Source organism: Micromonospora siamensis (genome assembly GCF_900090305.1).
Lineage (GTDB): Bacteria > Actinomycetota > Actinomycetes > Mycobacteriales > Micromonosporaceae > Micromonospora > Micromonospora siamensis.
Window position 1 is genome coordinate 5546335 of sequence record NZ_LT607751.1, and the last position, 21224, is coordinate 5567558.

19 protein-coding genes are annotated in these 21224 nt (G+C 73.6%); 8 read left to right on the forward strand and 11 right to left on the reverse strand.

Annotated features, from left to right (window positions below):
* Positions 1–10: 10 nt before the first annotated feature.
* The 3 genes from GA0074704_RS25295 to GA0074704_RS25305 are packed head-to-tail and all read right to left on the reverse strand — an operon-like array spanning position 11 to position 3521.
* The gene (locus GA0074704_RS25295; protein ID WP_088972799.1) at positions 11–1345 is read right to left on the reverse strand and encodes an FAD-dependent oxidoreductase; all 1335 of its coding nucleotides are present in this window, start codon (positions 1343–1345) and stop codon (positions 11–13) included.
* On the reverse strand, positions 1342–2619 hold the full coding sequence (gene kynU, locus GA0074704_RS25300) for a kynureninase (RefSeq protein ID WP_088973968.1): 1278 nt from the start codon (positions 2617–2619) through the stop codon (positions 1342–1344). The genes GA0074704_RS25295 and kynU overlap by 4 nt, the downstream gene beginning before the upstream one ends.
* Before the next feature lie 14 nt (positions 2620–2633).
* Positions 2634–3521, reverse strand: a complete 888-nt coding sequence (locus tag GA0074704_RS25305) for a tryptophan 2,3-dioxygenase (RefSeq protein ID WP_377471896.1) — start codon at positions 3519–3521, stop codon at positions 2634–2636.
* A 161-nt stretch (positions 3522–3682) separates the two neighbouring features.
* On the opposite strand from GA0074704_RS25305, the gene GA0074704_RS25310 reads away from it, so the two are divergent.
* From GA0074704_RS25310 to GA0074704_RS25320, 3 genes are all read left to right on the forward strand, one after another.
* Entirely contained in the window at positions 3683–4117 is a 435-nt protein-coding gene (locus GA0074704_RS25310; protein WP_088972801.1) for an Lrp/AsnC family transcriptional regulator, read from the forward strand.
* An 84-nt stretch (positions 4118–4201) separates the two neighbouring features.
* Positions 4202–4714 (forward strand): hypothetical protein, encoded by a 513-nt coding sequence (locus tag GA0074704_RS25315; protein WP_088972802.1) that lies wholly within the window; start codon positions 4202–4204, stop codon positions 4712–4714.
* 15 nt (positions 4715–4729) lie between these two features.
* Complete coding sequence (locus GA0074704_RS25320; RefSeq protein WP_088972803.1) at positions 4730–5560, forward strand: class F sortase; 831 nt, start codon at positions 4730–4732, stop codon at positions 5558–5560.
* A gap of 2 nt (positions 5561–5562) precedes the next feature.
* On the opposite strand, the gene GA0074704_RS25325 is transcribed toward GA0074704_RS25320, so the two are convergent.
* Positions 5563–6096 (reverse strand): HNH endonuclease, encoded by a 534-nt coding sequence (locus tag GA0074704_RS25325; RefSeq protein WP_088973969.1) that lies wholly within the window; start codon positions 6094–6096, stop codon positions 5563–5565.
* A gap of 282 nt (positions 6097–6378) precedes the next feature.
* On the opposite strand from GA0074704_RS25325, the gene GA0074704_RS25330 reads away from it, so the two are divergent.
* From GA0074704_RS25330 to GA0074704_RS25340, 3 genes are all read left to right on the forward strand, one after another.
* Positions 6379–7425 carry a mechanosensitive ion channel family protein gene (locus tag GA0074704_RS25330; protein ID WP_088973970.1) on the forward strand — a complete coding sequence of 349 codons (1047 nt, stop codon included), beginning with the start codon at positions 6379–6381 and terminating at the stop codon, positions 7423–7425.
* A 243-nt stretch (positions 7426–7668) separates the two neighbouring features.
* On the forward strand, positions 7669–9027 hold the full coding sequence (locus GA0074704_RS25335; RefSeq protein WP_377471875.1) for an MFS transporter: 1359 nt from the start codon (positions 7669–7671) through the stop codon (positions 9025–9027).
* Positions 9028–9088: 61 nt separating this feature from the next.
* Complete coding sequence (locus GA0074704_RS25340) at positions 9089–9511, forward strand: globin (protein WP_088972804.1); 423 nt, start codon at positions 9089–9091, stop codon at positions 9509–9511.
* A 19-nt stretch (positions 9512–9530) separates the two neighbouring features.
* Here GA0074704_RS25340 and GA0074704_RS25345 read toward each other — a convergent pair whose 3' ends face one another.
* The 4 genes from GA0074704_RS25345 to ettA all read right to left on the reverse strand — a co-directional run bounded on the left by GA0074704_RS25345 (position 9531) and on the right by ettA (position 13111).
* Positions 9531–10115 (reverse strand): type III secretion system chaperone family protein, encoded by a 585-nt coding sequence (locus GA0074704_RS25345; RefSeq protein WP_088972805.1) that lies wholly within the window; start codon positions 10113–10115, stop codon positions 9531–9533.
* Positions 10116–10246: 131 nt separating this feature from the next.
* Positions 10247–10960: a hypothetical protein gene (locus GA0074704_RS25350; protein ID WP_088973971.1), complete on the reverse strand. Its 714-nt coding sequence runs from the start codon at positions 10958–10960 to the stop codon at positions 10247–10249.
* Positions 10961–10995: 35 nt separating this feature from the next.
* Positions 10996–11442, reverse strand: coding sequence for an acyl-CoA thioesterase (locus tag GA0074704_RS25355; protein ID WP_088972806.1), 447 nt, complete (start codon positions 11440–11442; stop codon positions 10996–10998).
* Positions 11435–13111, reverse strand: coding sequence for an energy-dependent translational throttle protein EttA (gene ettA, locus GA0074704_RS25360; RefSeq protein WP_088972807.1), 1677 nt, complete (start codon positions 13109–13111; stop codon positions 11435–11437). Before ettA ends, GA0074704_RS25355 begins: the two co-directional genes overlap by 8 nt.
* A 300-nt stretch (positions 13112–13411) precedes the next feature.
* Between ettA and GA0074704_RS25365 the strand changes: the two genes are divergently transcribed.
* A complete protein-coding gene (locus GA0074704_RS25365; RefSeq protein WP_088972808.1) occupies positions 13412–14815 on the forward strand; it encodes an alpha,alpha-trehalose-phosphate synthase (UDP-forming) in 1404 nt (467 codons plus the stop codon).
* On the forward strand, positions 14812–17418 hold the full coding sequence (gene otsB, locus GA0074704_RS25370) for a trehalose-phosphatase (RefSeq protein WP_088972809.1): 2607 nt from the start codon (positions 14812–14814) through the stop codon (positions 17416–17418). The genes GA0074704_RS25365 and otsB overlap by 4 nt, the downstream gene beginning before the upstream one ends.
* Before the next feature lie 229 nt (positions 17419–17647).
* Here the strand turns inward: otsB and cobA are convergent, their stop codons facing one another.
* From cobA to cobC, 3 genes are read right to left on the reverse strand one after another with little or no spacing between them, the layout of a single operon-like run.
* Positions 17648–18916: a uroporphyrinogen-III C-methyltransferase gene (gene cobA, locus GA0074704_RS25375; protein ID WP_088972810.1), complete on the reverse strand. Its 1269-nt coding sequence runs from the start codon at positions 18914–18916 to the stop codon at positions 17648–17650.
* Positions 18913–20025 carry a nicotinate-nucleotide--dimethylbenzimidazole phosphoribosyltransferase gene (gene cobT, locus GA0074704_RS25380; protein ID WP_088973972.1) on the reverse strand — a complete coding sequence of 371 codons (1113 nt, stop codon included), beginning with the start codon at positions 20023–20025 and terminating at the stop codon, positions 18913–18915. The genes cobA and cobT overlap by 4 nt, the downstream gene beginning before the upstream one ends.
* Positions 20025–21119 (reverse strand): Rv2231c family pyridoxal phosphate-dependent protein CobC, encoded by a 1095-nt coding sequence (gene cobC, locus GA0074704_RS25385; RefSeq protein WP_088972811.1) that lies wholly within the window; start codon positions 21117–21119, stop codon positions 20025–20027. The genes cobT and cobC overlap by 1 nt, the downstream gene beginning before the upstream one ends.
* Positions 21120–21224: the final 105 nt, after the last annotated feature.

Consider the following 21224-nt stretch of genomic DNA (forward strand, 5'->3'; position numbering starts at 1 on the left):
TCCCAGCGGGTCATCCTCGCCTCCCTCGGCGGATCAGGGCGCCGGCCGCGCCGGCCAGCAGCGCCACGACGCCGGCTGCGGCCACCCCGACCGCCTGGTGCTGTCGCCGCACCCGGCGGCGCACCTCGGCGTACGGGGTGGTCGAGAAGGACACCAGCTCGTAGCGGGAAACGTACCGGCCGGGCAGCGCCCGTTCCAGAGTGTGTTCGATCCGCTTGCCGGTGCGGAACACCGGCGAGGCGACCTTGTCCCGCATCTCCACGAAGTTCGCCAACGCCATCCGGGCGATCGCCTCCGCGTTGTCCTGCCGTCGCCGCTGGTAGCGGGGCAGCGCCGCGGACCACTCGTCGCCGCACTCGTCGAGGCAGCGGTCCAGCTCCACCACGTCCTCGAAGGCGCAGTTCGCGCCCTGGCCGTAGAACGGCACGATGGCGTGCGCGGCGTCGCCGACCAGCGCCACCCGCCCGTCGACCTGCCACGGCGTGCAGCGGACCGTGCCGAGCACCCCGACCGGGTTGTGCTGGTAATCGTCGACCAGGTTCGGGGCGAGCGGGACGAGGTCCGGGTAGTGCTCGGCGAAGTGCCGCTCGATGGCGGCCGGGCTGCCGAGCGAGGCGAAGCTGGCGGTGCCGTGGGTCGGCCAGAACAAGGTGCAGGTGAACGACCGGTCCGGGTTGGGCAGCGCGATCATCATCGAGGTGCCGCGCGGCCAGATGTGCAGGGCGCCCGGGTCCAGGGCGAACTCGCCGCCGATCGGTGGGATGGTGAGTTCCTTGTAGCCGTAGTCGAGGAAGTCCAGGCTCTCGGTGAGCACGCCGTACCCGAGGAGCTGCCCGCGCACGGCGGAGCCGGCGCCGTCGGCGCCCAGCACCACGGACGCGGCGGCGGTGACCTTGCCCTGCGGGGTCTCGAACGTGAGGTCGCCGCTGGTCGGGTCCAGGCCGACCAGCCGGTGGTCGAACGCGATCCGTACGCCGGGCAGCGCGGCGGCGGCGTCGAGCAGCGCGTTGTTCAGCGCGCCCCGGCTGATCGAGTTGATCGCCCGGTCACCGGAGACGCTGTACGACTGGAACTCCTGGCCACCGGAGACCGGGTGGATCATCCGGCCGCGCATCGGCAGGGCGTCGGCCAGCACCCGGTCGGCGAGCCCGATCCGGCGCAGCGCGTCCAGGCCCCGCTCGGAGAGCGCCAGGTTGATCGAGCGGCCCCGCTCGACCCGGCCGGTACGCGGGTCGGGCCGCCGCTCGTAGAGGGCCACCGGGTAGCCGCGCCGGGCCAGGAAGCACGCCAGCAGGCAGCCGGCCAGCCCGGCCCCGACGACGGCCACCTCGTCCCGTTCCGTCATGGCTTCGCCTCCACGGTCGCGGCCAGCGCGTCGGCGACCCGCCAGCAGTCGTGGTACGTCGAGTAGAGCGGCACCGGCGCGAACCGGACGATGTCCGGTTCCCGGGCGTCGGCGATCACCCCGTGCTCGTGCCGCAGCCGTTTGGTCAGCTCACCGGCGTTGCCGGAGCCGACGCGGACGGAGAGCTGGCAGCCGCGTCGGGCCGGGTCGCGCGGGGTGACCACGGTCAGCGGCCGGTCGGCGGTCACCTCGTCGAGCAGCGACTCCAGCCAGCCGGTGAGCCGCAGGCTGCGTTCGCGCAGCGCCGCCATGCCGACGGTGTCGAAGAGCTCCAGCGAGGTGCGGACCGGGCCCATCGCGAAGATCGGCGGATTGGAGATCTGCCAGGCCTCCACGGTGGCCGGTGGCCGGGAGGTCGGGGTCATCTCGAACCGGGTGGCCGCCTCGGTGCTCCACCAGCCCTCGAACCGGGTCAGGTCGGCCCGGCCCAGGTGCCGCTCGTGGACGAAGACGCCCGCGAGGGCACCCGGACCCGAGTTCAGGTACTTGTAGGAGCACCAGGCGGCGAAGTCGACGTCCCAGTCGTGCAGGGCGAGCGGCACGTTGCCGACCGCGTGCGCCAGGTCCCAGCCGACCACCGCGCCGGCGGCCCGGCCGGCAGCGGTGATCGCCGGGATGTCGAGCAGCTCGCCGGTGAGGTAGTTGACCCCGCCGAGCAGCACCAGCGCGACGGTGTCGCCCTCGGTGGCGAGCAGGTCGACGACGTCGGACGTGCGCAGGGTGTCCTCGCCGGCGCGGGGCTTCAGCCGGAGCACCGTGTCGTCCGGGTCCAGGCCGTGGAAACGGGCCTGGCTGCGTACCGCGTAGCTGTCCGAGGGAAAGGCGCTGTCCTCGATGACGATCCGGGTACGCCGCCCCGCCGGCCGGTAGAAGCTCACCATCAGCAGGTGCAGGTTGACGGTGAGGGAGTTCATCACCACGGTCTCCGTCGGCAGCGCGCCGACCAGTCGGGCGGCCGGCCCGGTCAACAGCTCGTGGTACGGCAGCCAGGGCCGCTCGGCCTCCAGGTGCCCCTCGACACCGAGCCGCCGCCAGGCGTCCAGGTCGGCGAGGAGTTCGTCCCGGGTGGCCCGGGGCGGCAGGCCGAGCGAGTTGCCGGCCAGGTACGCGACCTCCGGGTAGCACCCGCCCTCGGCCGGCGGCACGTGGAACAGGTGCCGGTGCCCGGGGTCCTCGGCGTCGCGGCGGTGGGCTTCCTTCTCCATGTCGTGCATGTCCCGCTCCCCGGTCACATCGCCGTCCGGGCCGACCACAGCTCCGGGAAGACCACCCGGGCCATGCTCCGCTGCAACCAGGCCAGCCCGGCCGAGCCGCCGCTGCCCACCTTCGCGCCCATCGCCCGCTGGACCGCCTTGAGGTGGTGCCAGCGCCAGTCGCCGAACCGCTCGGCGACCTCGGTCAGCGCCTCCCCGAGCAGCCGGAGGTGGTTCTCCGGGGTGCCGTCGGCGTAGATCCGCACCCAGGCCGTCTCGACCGACGGGTGCGCCTCGTGCTCGACGGTCAGGTCCCGGGCGAGCAGTTCGGCGGGGACGTCGAAGCCGCGGCGGGCCAGCAGCGTCACCACGTCGTCCCAGAGGCTCGGCGCGGCCAGGGCGGCGGTCAGCTCCGCGTACACCTCGGTCTGCCGGCGGAACGGGCGGATCAGCGCCGGGTCGCGGAGGCCGAGCAGGAACTCCAGCTGCCGGTACATCGCCGACTGGAAGCCGGAGCCCTCGCCGAGCTGGTTGCGGAACCGGTTGAAGTCCGCCGGCGTCATCCAGCGCAGCCCCTGCCAGGCGGCGTTCAACCCCTCCAGGTGCAGCGCCGCCCGGCGCAGCGGGGGCAGCGCGTCCCAGACCCGGTTGGCGCGCAGCTCGCGCTGGGCGTGGCGCAGCTCGTGGCAGGTCAGCGAGAAGTACAGCTCCATGATCTGGCTGACCATCAGGAAGGACATCTCGCCCGGGTCGTCGGTGATCGGCTGCTGCAACCGGTGCAGCGTGCTCGCCCGCACGTACGCGTCGTAGGGCACCCGTTCGGCGAATTCCAGGGTCGGCTCACCGCCGTTGCGGGCCGCCCGCGCGGCGCGCTGCCGCGCGGTGAGCGGGCGCACGGCGGGGGTCGCCGCGGGCGCCAGCAGGTCCGACTGTTCCACCGTCGTTCTCCCTCCGTGGGCGGGGTAGCGTCATGATTCCGCAGGTGGATCGGTCGGGGGAATGCCGGATCGACGGCGCTGAGCCGGCCTGACCTGCCGAACCGAAAGCCGTACGGGCCTCGGGTTTCACGACGGAAGGTGGAGCGGTGGACGACATGGACTGGGCGCTGCTGCGCGAGCTGCAGGCCGACGCGCGGCTGTCGTTCAGCGAGTTGTCCCGCCGGGTGCACCTCTCCCCACCGGCGGTGGCGGAGCGGGTCCGCCGGCTGGAGGAGTCCGGGGTGATCACCGGCTACCACGCCCACGTCGACCTGGCCCGGGCCGGCCGGGCGGTGGTCGCGCTGATCCGGATGTCCTGTTACGGCTCCCGGTGCATCCTCAACGACCCCGAGGTCGCCGGCTGGGCGGAGATCATGGAGATCCACCGGATCACCGGCGACGCGTGCAGCATGCTCAAGGTCGCCGCCGGCTCGATCACCGAGTTCGAGCGGGTGATCGACCGCCTCGCCCCGTACGGCCAGCCGTCCAGCACGATGGTCCTCTCCACCCCGCTCACCTGGCATCCGGTGGCCCCACTCTGACGGTTTGCCGGCCCGCCAACGGGAAAGCAGCCCCCGCTGCCCGTCAGCAGGATTCCGGTGCGTCGTCACCGGGAGGGGGGAATCATGCGGGGGCTCCACCTGTCACAACGCGCGCTTTCCGCCGCGCTGCTCGTGCTCGGCCTGGTCGGGGCGTTCGTCCTGGTCGGCGGCTCACCGGCGCGGGCCGGCGAGAACGTGTTCGTCGAGGTCACGCCGAACACCGCCCAGGCCGGCACCCGGATCTCCATCCGAGCCAGCTGCGACAACAACAACACCAAGCAGGCCCAGGTCCAGTCGGACGCCTTCGGCCGGGTGATGCTCCGGCCGAACAACGGCTTCCTCACCGGCGCGGTGACCGTCCCGAGCAACAAGCAGCCCGGTGACTACCCGGTCGACCTGCGCTGCGACAACGGGAACACGGCCTCGACCATGCTGACCGTGCTGAACATGGCCCAGCCGAGCAAGGGCCCGGCCACCGGGGGCGGCGGCACGGCCGGCGGCCACGGCGCCGGTTCGCTGCTGCTGGTCGGCGGCCTCGCCCTGGTGGCGGTGGCGGCCGGCGTCGGCGCCCGGCGCAGGACCGCGTCCCGCTTCTGACCCGGGGGTACGGCGATGGCCCGCACACGTAGCCGTGGCGGCCGGACCCGGTCCGCCCTGCGCCGTGGCGGCCGGACCCGGTCCGCCCTGCGCCGCGCCGGACGGGTGGCCCGCCGGTTCACCCGGGCCGCCGGGCACGCCTTCTCGGCCAGCGTGGCGACGGCCGACCCGCACGCCCGCCCGGTCGCACCGGCCGCCGCCCGCGCGCGGCACCGGTACCCGGCCGGCCAGCGCGGTCCCGGCACGCCGGTGCTGCTGGTGGCCGCGGTGATGGTGCTGATCGTGGCGATGCTCGGGGTGCAACGCTTCGCCGGGGTGAACGTGCTGCCCGAGCAGCTCAGCGCCGGGCTGCGTCCGCCGCCGAAGAAGTTCCCGGTGCTGCCGGCGAGCCCACCGACCCAGATCGCGATAGACCGGCTGGGCCTGCGGGCACCCGTGCGCGAGGTGGGGATCGCCGGCGACGGCACCATCGCCGTGCCCGACGTCCACCGCGCCCACGAGGCCGGCTGGTACGACCAGGGCCCCACCCCCGGGCAGTACGGCCCCGCGGTGATCGTCGGGCACGTCGACACCACCACCGGCCCGGCGGTCTTCCACGACCTGAAGAGCCTCGACGACGGCGACCGGGTGGAGGTGACCCGCGAGGACGGCGCGGTGGCGGTCTTCGAGGTCACCTCGTCCCGCCGGTACGGCAAGGAGAAGCTCCCCGCCGACGAGGTCTTCGGCGACTTCAGCCGGCCGAACCTGCGGCTGATCACCTGCGGTGGACGCTGGGTGGGCGGCCGCACCGGTTACGCCGACAACCTGGTCGTCTACGCCCAGCTGGTGACGGCGCGCAACGGGTGAGGTCAGGCCGCCTCGGGCTCGCGCAGGTCGAGCCAGTCCGCCCAGCGCGGGTCGGGCGCCCGGTGGCCGAGCACCCGCCAGGCGTTGCCCTTCGGGGCGGCCGGCAGGCTGTGCAGCCGCCACCCCAGCTCGGCCGGGGTCTTGTCGCCCTTGGTGTGGTTGCACCGGGCGCACGCGGCGACCACGTTCTCCCAGGCGTGCCGGCCGCCCCGGCTGCGCGGGAAGACGTGGTCGATGGTCTCGGCCGGCCCCCGGCAGTACGCGCAGCGCCAACCGTCCCGGGCGAAGATCGCCCGCCGGGAGAGCCCAACGTGGGTGCGGTACGGCACCCGGACGAAGCGGGTCAGCCGCACCACCGACGGCACCGGGAGCGCGTTGCGGGCGCTGTGCAGGATGCCCTCGCCGTCGGCCACGCAGACCGCCTTGGCGGAGAGCACGAGGATCGCGGCCCGACGCACCGACACGACACACAGCGGCTCGTACGTGGCGTTGAGGACCAACGCGCCGGAGCCCGCCGTGGGTCGTATGTCAGGCATCGTGCTCACCCTCCCGGTCCAGCCGTTCCCACCGCTGCCGCGTCGGCGAGGGGCCCACGGGCAGCGGGCGACCACGTCCGACGCCGGCGGGACCACCGACGTCCGATGCGCCAATAGTCCCTGATCGGAACCCGGATTGCACGCACTAATCCGGGGTACCCGGTGAAGCTTCTTCGGCTCGTGGCAGGATGACCGGTTTCGGACCGGTTGACCACCGACCGCGGGACGCGGAGGGTCGGCGGCGGACGGCCGCCCGGCGTGCGGTACGAAGACAGCGTGACTCTGGCCGACCTTCCGATACCCACCGACTTCCTGCCCGAAGGCGTCGGCGACAAGCCGAGCCCGGGCTGCCTGGACGAGCCGTTCTGCAAGTGGGCCTGGGACGTCACCGGATCGGTGTGGTTCGCCGAGGGCAGCTACTGGATCGTGGTGAAGCCGCTGCGGGTGGTGCTCATCCTGCTGCTCGCCCTGGTCGCCCGCTGGGCGCTGCACCGGGCCATCAACCGGCTGGTCCGCACCACCGGCAGCAGCACGGTGCCGACCCTGCTGCGGCCGCTGCGCGAGCGGATCCCCAGCGCGTCGCTGGATCCGGAGGGGTTCGTGCCGGAGCGGCGCCGGCAGCGGGCCGAGGCGATCGGTTCGGTGCTGCGCAGCGTGGTCACGGCGTTCGTCTTCGGCATCGCGCTGCTGATGACCCTGCGCGAGTTCAACTTCGACCTGGCGCCGCTGCTGGCCAGCGCGGGCATCGCCGGCGTCGCCCTCGGCTTCGGCGCGCAGAGCCTGGTCAAGGACCTGCTCGCCGGCCTGTTCATGCTGATCGAGGACCAGTACGGCGTCGGGGACACGGTGGACCTGGGCGAGGCGACCGGCGTGGTCGAGGCGGTCGGGCTGCGGGTCACCACCGTCCGGGACGGCCGCGGCGTGCTCTGGTACATCCGGAACGGCGAGATCATCCGGGTGGGCAACAAGAGCCAGGGCTGGGCGCTGGTCGTGGTGGACCTGCCGATCGGCTTCGCCAGCACCGAGGAGGCGACGGCGGTGCTGCGTACGGCGGCGGCCTCGGTGGCGCTGGACCCGGAGTTGGCGCCGGAGATCGTCGAGACGCCCGACGTGCTCGGCGTCGAGCAGATCACGGTCGACGGCGCGGTGATCCGGACGGTGGTGAAGACGACCGCCGAGGGGCAGTTCGCGGTGGGCCGGGAACTGCGCCGACGGCTGGCCGAGGCGCTGGAGAACTCGGGCATCACCGCGCGGATCGCCGCCGCCCGGCTCTATCCGGGCGTACCCGTGGCGGGCGCCGGCGAGACGGGCCGCGGCGGCAGCACCTGACCGGTCACCCGGCGGACCTTGCGGCCGGGGGTCGCGGTCCGTGCGACCCCTCGGGTATCGTCCGTTCGTTCCGTCGGGGATATGACGATCAATCCGTTCGCCCTAGCCAGTCTTCAGACGATCGGGCAGAATCCGGAGAAACGCGCTCCTGCCGAATCGCGATCACGTCCTCGGTGATCGGTAGATCTGACGACGACCCCGGCCCGCCATCACGAGTGGCCTGCGGGGACGATGGAGGCCACGGTGTCCGACGAGCGACCCGATCCGGAAGGGCCAGCCACCTTCCGCGAGGTGTTCGCCCAGGGTGAGTACCGGGCCGTCTTCAGCGCCAGCGTCCTGTCCTGGATCGGCGACTACATCGCCAAGGCGGCGGTCACCGTCCTGGTCTACCGGGAGACCGACTCGGTCGCCCTCTCGGCGGCGGCGTTCGCCATCAGCTACCTGCCCTGGCTGGTCGGTGGACCACTGCTCACCACGCTCGCCGACAGATACCGCTACCGCCAGGTGATGGTGGTCTGCGACCTGGTCCGGATGGCGCTGATGGTGCTGGTGGCCGTCCCGCACCTGCCGGTGCCGGCGGTGCTCGGGCTGCTCTTCCTCACCACGCTGGCCAACCCGCCGAGCCAGGCGGCCCGCTCCGCGCTGATGCCGGTGATCCTCACCGGCGACCGGGTGGTGCTCGGGCTCTCCCTGCACGCCAGCGCCGGCCAGGCCGCGCAGGTCGGCGGCTACCTGATCGGCGCCGCCATCGCCGCGGTGAATCCGACGGCCGCGCTGCTGATCAACGCCGCCACCTTCGGCGCCTCGGCGCTGGTGGTCCGGCTCGGGGTGCGAAACCGCCCGGCCGCGACGGCCGCCGCGCACCGCAGTCACCTGCTGCGGGAGACCGCGCAGGGCTTCCAGCTGGTCTTCGGTACGCCGGTGCTGCGGGCCATCGCGCTGCTGGTGTTCAGCGCCATGCTCTTCTCCATCGTCCCCGAAGGGCTCGCCGCGGCCTGGGCCGGCGAGCGCGACGGCAGCGGGGACGCCGGCCTCGCCCAAGCGCTGATCATGGCCGCCAATCCGGTGGGGTTCATCCTCGGCGGTCTGGTGATCGGGCGCGCCTGCGGGCCGGCCCGACGGTTGCGGGTGATGCGTCCGCTGGCGGTCCTCGCCCCGCTGGTGCTGGTGCCGGCGCTGCTCGACCCACCGCCGCCGGTGGTGGCCCTGCTCGCCGCCGGCTGCGGCTTCGCGGTGGCCGGCCTGCTGCCCACCGCGAACGGCCTCTTCGTCCGGGCCCTGCCCGACGGCTACCGGGCCCGCGCGTTCGGCGTGATGGCCACCGGCGTCCAGGTGATCCAGGGCGCCGCGGTGCTGATCACCGGCGTGCTCGCCGACCGGTTCTCGGTTCCGCTGGTGGTCGGGGTGTGGAGCGCCGCCGGGGTGCTGCTGATGCTGCTGATCACCGTTCGCTGGCCCGACGCGTCCTCGGTCGACGCGGCCGTCCGCGCCGGCGCGCAGGCGCGGACGGGCGGAGCGGCCACCCGGCCGCCGGTCGTGACGCAGCGGTCCGCGCCGGCCCAGGAGGGCCCGGCGAGCGGGGTCAGCGCCGCCACCCGCTGACCGCGCGGGCGCCGGGCCGGCGGGTCCGGCCGCCGGGCGGGACACCTGGCAGGATGGAAGGGTGAATCCCGCAACCGGAGCCGACCGTCCCCGCCCGTCGATCACCCTCTTCGAGGCGGTCGGCGGCGAGCCCACGTTCCGCAAGCTGGTGGACGAGTTCTACGCCGGAGTCGCGACCGATCCGCTGCTGCGCCCGATGTACCCGGAGGAGGACCTCGGGCCGGCCGCCGACCGCCTCGCGTTGTTCCTGATGCAGTACTGGGGCGGCCCCAACACCTACTCGGCCCAGCGGGGGCACCCCCGGCTGCGGATGCGGCACGCCCCCTTCCGGATCGGCACCGCCGAGCGGGACGCCTGGCTGCTGCACATGCGCCGGGCCGTCGACCGGCTCGACCTGGAGCCCGAGGTGGCCGCCGCGCTCTGGGACTACCTGGAGCGGGCCGCGTACTTCATGGTCAACGTGATGGAGGACCCGGCCGGCTGAGCCGCCGGCCCGGCGCCGGTCAGAGCAGGGCGCCCTCGTCGTGCAGCCAGTCCACGAAGGTCGTCGCGACCGCCGCGCCGCAGTCGAGCATCTCGATCAGGAGCGCGTCGTGGGTGCCGGCACCCAGCGGCACCTGCAGCTCCGCGTAGATCGGCAGCTGGCCGCGCTCGGTCGGGTCGCCGATGTACGCCTTGCAGAAGCGGCGGGTGTGGTTCCACTCGTTGACCACCCGGTAGGCGCGGTCGGCCCAGTCCGGCGGGACCGTGGCGTGCGGGCGGGCCCGCATCACCAGGATCTCGTCCTCCGGACCCTCCAGGGTGACCAGGACGGCGTGCCGCTCCCACATGGCCAGCAGGTTGCCGTCCCCGTCGGCCAGGTAACGCACGTCGAGCAGGTCGAGCGCGTCACAGACCCGGCGCAGGGTCACCGGCTCCACGGTGGCCGGCATGTCGGCGAGGGGCGACCGCTCGCCGACCGGCGCGTCGTCCCCCGGCTGGCGTGGGGCCGGTGGACCGACCCGGACGCCGCCCTCCACTGTGACCCCGCTCCGACTGTCCGGATCGCCGCCACCGGCGGGACCGGGGCGCCATGACCACCACGGCATCGCTCGCGCACCTCACTCCCCAGCGGATCCACTCGCATACCGTGCGTTGGATCCGAGGATGGACGGTACCCGGACAGTCGGGATGAGGCATCCCCCCAACGACAGCCCCAACCCAGAAGAATGATCGTGGCTCATCCGTTCGGCCGACCGCCCGTCGGCCGCACCACCAGCTCACCCGGCCGTTGCCACCAGGCGGCCCCGTACGGTCCGACCAGGCCGACCCAGCGGCCGGCGACCCGCACCTGCACCCCCGCCGCCTCCGGCGCGGGCGCGCCCGGGCCGAGGAAGCCCATCCGGACCAGACCCTGGATCAGCCGCTGCGACACCTCCACCGGCGCCGCCGGCGTGTCCCCCTCGGGCGTGACCAGCACCGCGACGTGGTCCAGCAGCGCGTCCCGCAGCGCCCGCTGGCCGACCGCGCGACCGCCCACGCCGTGCGTGGCCGCTTCGCGCAGCGCACCTGCCGCCGCCGCCGCGATCCGCGCCACCTCGGCCGCCGGCAGCAGCTCCACCGGCCGGCTCACCGGCGGCGGCAACGGCCAGCGCCACTGCGCGTCCCGGTTGGTGGGCAGCGTGTCCCGACCGGACTCCAGCTCGGCGAGCAGCTCGCGGGCGGCGACCGTCGCGTCACCGGGCGCCGCGCCGGCCACCGTGCGGACCACCAGCACTCCCCAGGGCAGCCGGGCCCACAGCGCCGTCCGGCCGGCCGTCGTGGCCGGCCGGAGCCGGACCAGGGCGGCCGGGTCCAGCCGGACCAGCCGGGCCAGGAAGGCGCCCGCGTCGGACACCCCGGCCAGCCCGTGCCCGCCGGTCCGCGTGGTGGGTCCGTCGGCCGGCGCGCTCACGCCGGCCGACGTCGCGGGTCCGTCCGCCGGCGCGCTCACGCCGGCCCGGCCGGCAGGGCGTAGCGGGACAGGAACTGCCGCTCCTCGTCGCTGATCCGGCGGGGCATCTGCCGGGACAGGTCGAACGGCACCAGCACCGAACGGGCCCGACTGGCCAGCACCTCGCCGTCGTACAGCTCGTAGTCGACGGTGAACCGGGAGGCCCGGATCTCGGAGATCCACAACTCGATCCGGACGGTCGGCGCGGCCTCCGCGCTGGCCCGGCCCAGGGCGTAGTCGACCGGGCGCAGGTAGTCGACCTCGTGCCGGCGGATGACCACTCCGTCGGCGAGCGAGCCCACCCCCCACGCCCGACCACCGGCGAACATCAACGCCACCCGGGCCTCCTCGTAGAGAGTGAGGAAGCGGGCGTTGTTGACGTGGCCGTACGCGTCCAGGTCGGACCAGCGCAGCGCGCAGTGGTAGACGAACCTCTCAGTCACGGGTGAGCTTGCGGTACGTCACCCGGTGCGGCCGGGCGGCGTCCGCACCGAGCCGGTCGACCTTGTTCTTCTCGTACGCCTCGAAGTTGCCCTCGAACCAGAACCACTTCGACGGGTTCTCCTCGTCGCCCTCCCAGGCCAGGATGTGCGTGGCCACCCGGTCCAGGAACATCCGGTCGTGGGAGATGACCACGGCGCAGCCGGGGAACTCCAGCAGCGCGTTCTCCAGGCTGGAGAGCGTCTCGACGTCGAGGTCGTTGGTCGGCTCGTCGAGGAGGATCACGTTGCCGCCGATCTTCAGCGTCAGCGCCAGATTGAGCCGGTTCCGCTCGCCGCCGGAGAGCACCTTGGTCGGCTTCTGCTGGTCCGGCCCCTTGAAGCCGAACGCCGCGATGTACGCCCGCGACGGCATCTCGACCTTGCCCACCATGAGGTGGTCCAGCCCGTCGGAGACGACCTCCCAGACGGTCTTGTCGCCGTCGAGGCCCTGCCGGTTCTGGTCGACGTACGACAGCGAGACGGTCGGACCCACCCGGACGTCGCCACCGGTCGGCTGCTCCAGCCCGACGATGGTCTTGAACAGGGTGGTCTTGCCGACGCCGTTCGGGCCGATGATGCCGACGATGCCGTTGCGCGGCAGCGAGAAGGAGAGGTCGTCGATCAGCAGCCGGTCGCCGAAGCCCTTGCTCAGGTCGTGCGCCTCGATGACGGTGCTGCCCAGGCGCGGGCCCGGCGGGATCTGGATCTCCTCGAAGTCCAGCTTCCGGGTCTTCTCCGCCTCGGCGGCCATCTCGTCGTAGCGGTCCAGGCGGGCCTTGGACTTGGTCTGCCGGGCCTTGGCGTTGGAGCGGACCCACTCCAGCTCGTCGGAGAGGCGCTTCTTCATCTTGGCGTCGCGGCGACCCTCGACGGCCAGCCGGGCGGCCTTCTTCTCCAGGTAGGTGGAGTAGTTGCCCTCGTACGGGTAGGCCCGGCCGCGGTCCAGCTCGAGGATCCAGTTGGCGACGTTGTCCAGGAAGTACCGGTCGTGGGTGATGGCGATGACGGTGCCGGCGTACTTGGCGAGGTGCTGCTCCAGCCACTGCACGCTCTCGGCGTCCAGGTGGTTGGTGGGCTCGTCGAGCAGCAGCAGGTCGGGCGCCTCGAGCAGCAGCTTGCAGAGCGCGACCCGACGACGCTCACCACCGGAGAGCTGGGTGACGTCGGCGTCCGGCGGCGGGCAGCGCAGCGCGTCCATGGCCAGTTCGAGCTTGGAGTCGATGTCCCAGGCGTCGGCGTGGTCCAGCTCCTCCTGGAGCCGGCCCATCTCCTCCATGAGCTCGTCGGAGTAGTCGGTGGCCATCTGCTCGGCGATGGAGTTGAACCGCTCCAGCTTCGCCTTGGTCTCGGCGACCGCCTCCTCGACGTTGCCGAGGACGGTCTTGCTGTCGTTGAGCGGCGGCTCCTGGGCGAGCATGCCGACGGTGAAGCCGGGCATCAGCCGGGCCTCGCCGTTGCTCGGCCGGTCCCACCCTGCCATGATCTTGAGGAGGCTGGACTTACCGGCGCCGTTCGGGCCGACCACACCGATCTTGGCCCCCGGCAGGAAGTTCAGCGTCACGTTGTCGAGCACGACCTTGTCGCCGTGCGCCTTGCGCGCCTTTTCCAGGACGTAGATGAACTGGGCCACGGTGCGGGCTACCTCCGTCGGTTGCTGTCGCGAGCTTCAGGGCGCGGGCCGCGAGTTCCGCCGGCCGCCGCCGGCCGGGGGCCGGGCGCGCGCACGCCGCCGTCAATCCTGACAGGTACGCCCCGCTCCGCCCACATCACCCCGCCCCAGGAGTACGCGCCGGACGCTGTTGACAAGATCACGATGAGGGTTCGGCCGTCGTGGGACGGGTAGGTGACTCCGGCACGGGGCATCAGACGCCGCAGCTACGCTCAGTACGCTCAACGCGGTGGACCCGTCAGCACCCGGAGGTGGCCGATCGTGACCGTCCGTAGCTCCTTTGTCGTAGTGGCGAACCGACTGCCGGTCGACGAGGTGAGCACACCCGAGGGGCGGCAGTGGCGACGCAGCCCCGGCGGGCTGGTCACCGCGCTGCACCCCGTGCTCGCCGAGCACCAGGGCACCTGGGTCGGTTGGGCGGGCGGCACCGGCGCCGCGCCCGAGCCGTTCGACCTCGAGGGCATCCGGCTGCACCCGGTGCCGCTGAGCGCCGAGGAGCTGGAGCGCTACTACGAGGGCCAGTCCAACGCCACGATCTGGCCGCTCTACCACGACGCGGTGGAGACCCCGGCCTACAAGCGCCGCTGGCGTGAGGCGTACCGGCTGGTCAACGCCCGGTTCGCGGAGGCCGCGGCGGAGGTCGCGGCCGAGGGCGCGACGGTCTGGGTGCAGGACTACCAGCTCCAGCTGGTGCCGGCGATGCTGCGCGAGCTGCGCCCCGACCTGAAGATCGGTTTCTTCCTGCACATCCCGTTCCCGCCGATCGAGCTGTTCATGCAGATGCCGTTCCGCACCGAGATCCTGCGCGGCCTGCTCGGCGCGGACCTGATCGGCTTCCAGCAGCGGCTGGCGGCGCAGAACTTCGTCCGGCTGGCCCGGCACCTGCTCGGCCTGCGCTACGAGGGCCAGATGATCCAGGTCGACGGGCGGCAGGTGAAGGCCGGCGCCTTCCCCATCTCCATCGACACCAGGGAGATGGAGCGGCTGGCCGAGGACCCGGCGATCCAGGCCCGGGCCAAGCAGATCCGCGAGGAACTGGGCAACCCGAAGACCATCATCCTGGGCGTGGACCGGCTCGACTACACCAAGGGCATCGAGCTGCGACTCAAGGCGTTCCGGGAACTTCTGGCTGACGGAAAGTTGACAGTTCCCGAGGCGGTTATGGTGCAGGTGGCGACACCGAGCCGGGAGCGGGTCGAGCACTACCAGGCACTTCGTGTGAAGGTCGAGCGCGAGGTTGGTCGGATCAATGGTGAATTCGGCAGGGTCGGCGTGCCGGCGGTGCATTACCTGCATCAGTCGTACAGTCGCTCTGAACTGGCCGCGATGTACGTCGCAGCCGACGTGATGATGGTGACCCCGCTGCGAGACGGAATGAATCTGGTGGCCAAGGAGTACGTCGCATCGCGCGCCGACCAGGGTGGCGCGCTCGTGCTCAGTGAGTTCGCCGGCGCCGCCACCGAGCTGCGCCAGGCATTTTTGTGTAACCCGCACGACCCGGACGCGGTCAAGGACGCCCTGCTGAAGGCCGTGCACGTCGAGAAACCAGAGGCCCGCCGCCGGATGCGGACAATGCAGCGCCACCTGCGCACCCACGATGTCGGCCACTGGGCCAAGTCCTTCCTGTCCGAGCTCGGGGTGCCCGATACGGAGGCAACCGCGTGACCCCTGCCGTCAACACCCCGGCCACGCCCACAGCCGGGGTGCTGGATTCCGACCTGCGCACCGCCATCGGCCGGATCGCCCGGGTCCCCCAGCTCCTGATCGCCTGCGACTACGACGGCACCCTCGCGCCGATCGTGGAGGACCCGACCAAGGCCGTGCCCCTGCCGGAGTCGGTGGCCGCCATCCGCGCGCTGGCCTCGCTGCCGCAGACCACCGTCGCGGTGGTCTCCGGCCGGGCGCTGCGCGACCTGGCCGCGCTCTCCCGGTTGCCCAGCGAGGTGCACCTGGTCGGCAGCCACGGCTCCGAGTTCGACATCGGCTTCGTCGAGCGGCTCTCCCCCGAGCTGATCGCCGTGCGGACCCGGCTGCGGGACGCGCTGCGCGAGATCGCCGCGGCCCACCCCGGCGTACGCCTGGAACGCAAGCCGGCCAGCGTCGCCGTGCACACCCGCGGGGTGGACCCGCAGGTCGCCGCCGCCGCCATCGAGGCGGTCCGCAGCGGCCCCGCCACCTGGGAGGACGTCACCGTCACCCAGGGCAAGGAGGTCATCGAGCTGTCGGTCGTGGCGACCCACAAGGGCACCGCCGTCGACCAGTTGCGGACCCAGCTCTCGGCGAGCGCGGTGCTGTTCATCGGCGACGACGTCACCGACGAGAACGCCTTCGGCAACCTGCACGGACCCGACGTCGGCATCAAGATCGGCCCGGGCGACACGAAGGCCGACTACCGGGTCGCCGAGCCGATCGAGGCGGCCCGGGCGCTCGCACTACTGCTGGAGACCCGCCGGCACTGGCTCTTCGGCGAGCGGGCCGTCCCGATCGAGCGGCACTCGATGCTGGCCAACGGCCGCACCGTCGCGCTGCTCACCCCCGAGGCCAAGGTCACCTGGCTCTGCCACCCCAAGCCGGACTCGGCGGCGATCTTCGCCGACCTGGTCGGCGGCGGCCCGGCCGGGCACTTCACCGTCGGCCCGGAGCGCGGTGGCATCCCGCTCGGCCAGCGTTACCGCAACGGCACCATGACCGTGGAGACCCGCTGGTCCGGGCTCACCGTCACCGACTGGCTGGACCTGCCCGCCCGGGAGACCACCCCGGACGGCCCGGCCGTGGTCACCGGCGACTCGACCCTGGTCCGGGTGCTCTCCGGCTCCGGCCGGGCCCGGATCGAGTTCGCGCCCCGGCCCGAGTTCGGCCAGGTGCAGGTGCAGCTCCAGCCGCTCGACGACGGGCTGCTGGTGCTCGGCTCCAACGAGCCGGCAGCGCTCTACTCCCCCGGCGTGCAGTGGGAGGTCGTCGACGACGGCGGCTACGAGACCGCCCGGGCCGTGGTCGACCTGCGGGCCGCCGGTGGCCAGGTGGTGCTGGAGCTGCGCTTCGGCACGCAGAGCCTGGAACACCACCGGGTGCCGATCCACGAGCGGCAGGCCACGGCCGAGCAGCCGTGGAAGGACTGGGTGGCCACCCTGCGGCTGCCCGCCACCGCCCGCGACCTGGTCGCCCGCAGCGCGCTCACCCTGCGGGGGCTCGCCCACGAGGCGACCGGCTCGATCCTCGCCGCGGCGACCACCTCGCTGCCGGAGGAGCTGGGCGGCGTCCGCAACTGGGACTACCGCTACTGCTGGCTGCGCGACGCGGCGATGACCGCCCGCGCCCTGGTCGACCTGGGGTCGACCGAGGAGGCCGAGGGGCTGCTGCGCTGGATCGACGGCGTCGTCGAGCGAACCGGCGGGCACCCGGAACGGCTGCACCCGCTCTACACGGTCGACGGCTACGAGCTGGGCGCCGAGGCGGTCATCGACACGCTGCCCGGCTACGCCGGCTCCCGCCCGGTACGCGTCGGCAACCTCGCCAACCACCAGCTCCAGCTGGACGTCTTCGGCCCGATCGCCGACCTGATCGCCGCCGTCGCCGACGCCCGGGGCTCGGTCCGCGAGGACGAGTGGCGGGTGCTGGACAACATGGTCGAGGCGGTCCGCCGCCGCTGGCACGAGCCGGACCACGGCATCTGGGAGGCCCGCCTCCCCCCGCGGCACCACATCTTCTCCAAGGTGATGTGCTGGATGACGGTGGACCGGGCGTTGCACGTGGTGCGGCAGCACGGCGGCGAGGACCGCCCGGAGTGGGTCGAGCTGCGGGAGCGGATCGGCGCCAACGTCCTGGAGAACGGCTGGCACGACGAGGCCGAGGCGTACAGCGTCGCGTACGGGCACGACGAGATGGACGCGTCGTCGCTCTGGATCGGCCTGTCCGGGCTGCTCCCCGGCGACGACCCGCGCTTCCTGTCGACGGTGCTGAAGATCGAGGCGGAGCTGCGCAGCGGTCCGGTCGTCTACCGGTACCACTGGGACGACGGCCTGCCCGGCCGGGAGGGCGGCTTCCACATCTGCACGGCGTGGCTGATCGAGGCGTACCTGCGCACCGGCCGGCGGACCGACGCGGAGGAGCTGTTCGCCCAGATGGTCGACACCGCCGGCCCCACCGGCCTGCTCCCCGAGCAGTACGACCCGCTCGCCGAGCGCGGCCTGGGCAACCACCCGCAGGCGTACAGCCACCTCGGCCTGGTCCGCTGCGCCCTGCTCCTGGACAACATGCTCAAGCACTGAGCGGATCGAGCACGACGGCGGCCCGGGACCGGCTGGTCCCGGGCCGCCGTCTCTTCGTCTCCCGGCCACCGGCGAGGGCCACCGACCGGCACTGCTCTGCTCGCGCGCCTTTGCTCTGCTCAACCCCACGCGACACTCGACCGCCTCCAGTGTCGCGTCCGCCGCAGCAGAGCAAAGGGGGGGACGGAGGGCCTGGTCGGGCCGGCGGGCCGGCCGGGCCCGCACGGTGTCAGTGCCCGGAGAGATCCGGGTCGAGAGCGCCGACCACGTCACCGACCACGACGATCGCGGGCGGGCGCAGCTCCGCGGCGACCACGTCGGCCGCCACCGCGCCCAGGGTCGAGCGGAGGATGCGCTGGGCGCCGGTCGTACCCTCCTGGATCACCGCGGCGGGGGTCGCCGCCGGCTTCCCGTGGGCGACCAGGGTCGCGGCGATCGCCGGCAGGTTCTTCAGGCCCATCAGGATCACCAGGGTGCCGCGCAGCCCGGCGAGGGCCTCCCAGCGGACCAGCGAGGCCGGCGAGTCCGGTGCGACGTGCCCGGAGACCACGGTGAACTCGTGCGCCACGGCCCGGTGGGTCACCGGTACGCCGGCCACCGCCGGCACGGCGATCGCGCTGGTCACCCCGGGGACCACGGTGACCGGCACCCCGGCCTCGGCGCAGGCCAGCAGCTCCTCGCCGCCGCGACCGAAGACGTACGGGTCGCCGCCCTTGAGCCGGACCACGAACCGGCCGGCCAGGGCCCGGTCGACCAGGATCTTGTTGATCTCCTCCTGGGTTCGCGACGGCCCGTACGGGATCTTGGAGGCGTCGACCAGCTCGACGTCGGGGCGCAGTTCGTCCAGGAGCAGCCCGGGAACCAGCCGGTCGGCGACCACCACGTCCGCCTCGGCGAGCAGCCGCCACCCCTTCACGGTGATCAGCTCGGGGTCACCCGGTCCGGCGCCGACCAGCGCCACCCGGCCACCGGTGGCGTCGGCCGGGGTCCCCTGCTCCACCGGAGGCGTCACCAGGAGGCCCTGCCGTGCACCCAGGAGGTCGCGGATCGCGTCGCGGACGGTCATCGCGCGCCGGGGGTCGCCGCCGCCGAGCACGGCGACGGTGACCGGGCCGTGCCGGGTGACCGCCGGGGTCCAGGCGGTGGCCGCCGCCCGGTCGTCGGCCCGGACGCAGAAGATCCGCCGTTCGTCGGCGGCGGCGCTGACCGTGACCGCGGCGGCCGGGTCGTCGACCGCCACCTGGACCAGCCAGGCGCCGTCCAGGTCCTCGGGCGCGAAGCGGCGCCGGACCCAGCGCAGCCGGCCCGCCTCGGCGTGTCCCTGCAGCGCCGGGGTCAGCTCGGGCGAGACGAGCAGCACGTCCGCGCCGGCGTCGAGCAGCGCGGGCACCCGTCGGGTGGCGACCGCTCCCCCGCCGACGACGACCACCCGCCGGCCGGCCAGGCGCAGCCCGAGCGGGTACGGGCTACCGCCCGTACCGCCGCCGGTTCCGCTCACTTCTCGGCCACCCCTGCGGAGTCGAACGTCGCCACCTCGTGCAGTACCCGGACCGCGCCGGTCACCACCGGCAGGGCCAGCAGGGCGCCGGTCCCCTCGCCGAGGCGCAGCCCGAGGTCGATCAGCGGGTCCAGGCCCAGGTGCCGCAGGGCCACACCGGCGCCCGGCTCGGCCGAGCGGTGCCCGGCGACCATCGCGGCGACCGCGTCGGAGGCGAAGGCCGCCGCGGCGAGCGCGGCGCTGACCGCGATCACGCCGTCCAGCAGCACCGGGACCCGGCGCGCGGCGGCGCCGAGGACGAAGCCGGCCAGTGCCGCGTGCTCCAGGCCGCCGACGGCGGCCAGGACGCCCAGCGGGTCGGCCGGGTCGGGGGCGTGCCGGCGCAGCGCGGCCCGCACCACGTCGATCTTGTGCTGGTACGTCTCGTCGTCCACGCCGGTGCCCCGGCCGGTCACCTCGGCGGCGTCCACGCCGGTGAACGCGGCGATCAGGGCGGCGGCCGGGGTGGTGTTGCCGATGCCCATGTCGCCGGTGAGCAGGATCCCGGCCCCGGCGTCGACCAGCCGCCCGGCGACCGCGATGCCGGTCTCCACGGCGGCGCGGGCCTCGTCCCGGGTCAGCGCGGCGGTCACCGTCAGGTCCCGGGTGCCGGGCCGGACCTTCGCCACGATCAGCCTGGGTGCACCGGGGCCGCCCGGTCCCTCGGCGTCCGGGCCGGCAGCGTCCGGGTCGCTGGCGTCCGGGTCGGTGGGCAGCGGGGTGGCGACACCGACGTCGACCACGGTGACCGAGGCGCCGGCCTGCCGGGCGAACGCGTTGACCACCGCCCCGCCGGCCAGGAAGTTGGCCACCATCTGGGCGGTGACCTCCTGCGGCCAGGGGGTGACCCGCTGGGCGTGCACCCCGTGGTCGCCGGCGAAGACGGCCACCGCCGCCGGTTCGGGCAGCGGCGGCGGACAGGTGCCGGCCAGTCCGGCGAGGCGTACCGAGAGTTCCTCCAGGGCGCCCAGCGAACCGGCCGGCTTGGTCAGCCGGCCCTGAAGGTCGCGGGCCGCCGTCATCGCTTCCGCGTCGGGCGGCCGGATCGCCGCGAGCGTGGTTTCCAGCATCATGCCTCCAGGATCCCTGCCAGTGCCTCGACGAACGCGTCGGTGGTCGCCCGGTCCCGCACCGCGAGCCGCAGCCAGTCCGGGCCGAGCCCCGGGAAGGTGTCGCCCCGGCGTACCGCCCAGCCCCGCTCCCGCAGGATCTCGCGCACCCGCGCCGCCCCGGGCAGGTGGATCAGCACGAAGGCGCTGGCCGGGCGGCCAGCGACGCGTACCCCCGGCAGGGCCGACAGGCGGTCGACCAGGTGGTCGCGGTCGGCGGCCAGCCGGGCGGCGAGGTCGCGTTCGGCCGCGACCGCGGCCGGCGACGCGCATGCGGTGGCGGCGGCGAGCGCCGGGGTGGAGACCGCCCAGAGCGGCTGCACGGCGGCCAGCCGGTCGACCAGGTCGGCCGGCGCGAGGAGATAGCCGATCCGCAGGCCGGCCAGCCCCCAGGTCTTGGTCAGGCTGCGGACCACGACCAGGCCGGGCAGGTCGCGCCGGTCGGCCAGCGACTCCGGCTCGCTGTCGGCCCCGGGGGTACGGGTGGTGTCGGCGAACGCCTCGTCGACCACCAGGATCCGGCCGGGCCGGGTCAGGGCGGCCAGGTCGGCGGCGGGGTGCAGCACCGACGTGGGGTTGGTCGGGTTGCCGATCACCACCAGGTCGGCGTCGGCGGGCACCCGGGCCGGGTCCAGCCGGAAGCCGTCGGCGGGGTCGAGCAGCACCCGCTCCACCGGGTGCCCGGCGGCCCGCAGCGCCGCCTCCGGCTCGGTGAACTGCGGGTGCACCACGACCGGCCGGTGGACGCCGGCCAGCGCGCGGGCGAGCAGCACGAAGCCCTCCGCGGCACCGGCGGTGAGGAGTACCTCCTCCGGGGGACGGCCGTGCCGGGCGGCGACGGCGGCCCGGGCCGGCCGGGGGTCCGGGTACGCCGCCAGCTCGCCCAGGGCGGCGACCAGCGGGTCGGCCAGCCAGTCCGGCATCGGGTCCCGGCGGACGTTGACCGCCAGGTCGACCAGTCCGGCTTCGACCTCGGCGTCCCCGTGGTGACCGAGGTCCGGTTCGGGCGCTCCGGGGTCCGTCTGCGGCCCGGCGTCGACGAGTTGACCACGCATGTCCGCGATCCTGCCGGGAAGGCGACGTCGGGGACAGCGGATCCCGGCGTGGGTCGCGTCACCCGCCCGCCGGTTTATGAGTTCTTCTCATTTCTGAATCGGAAA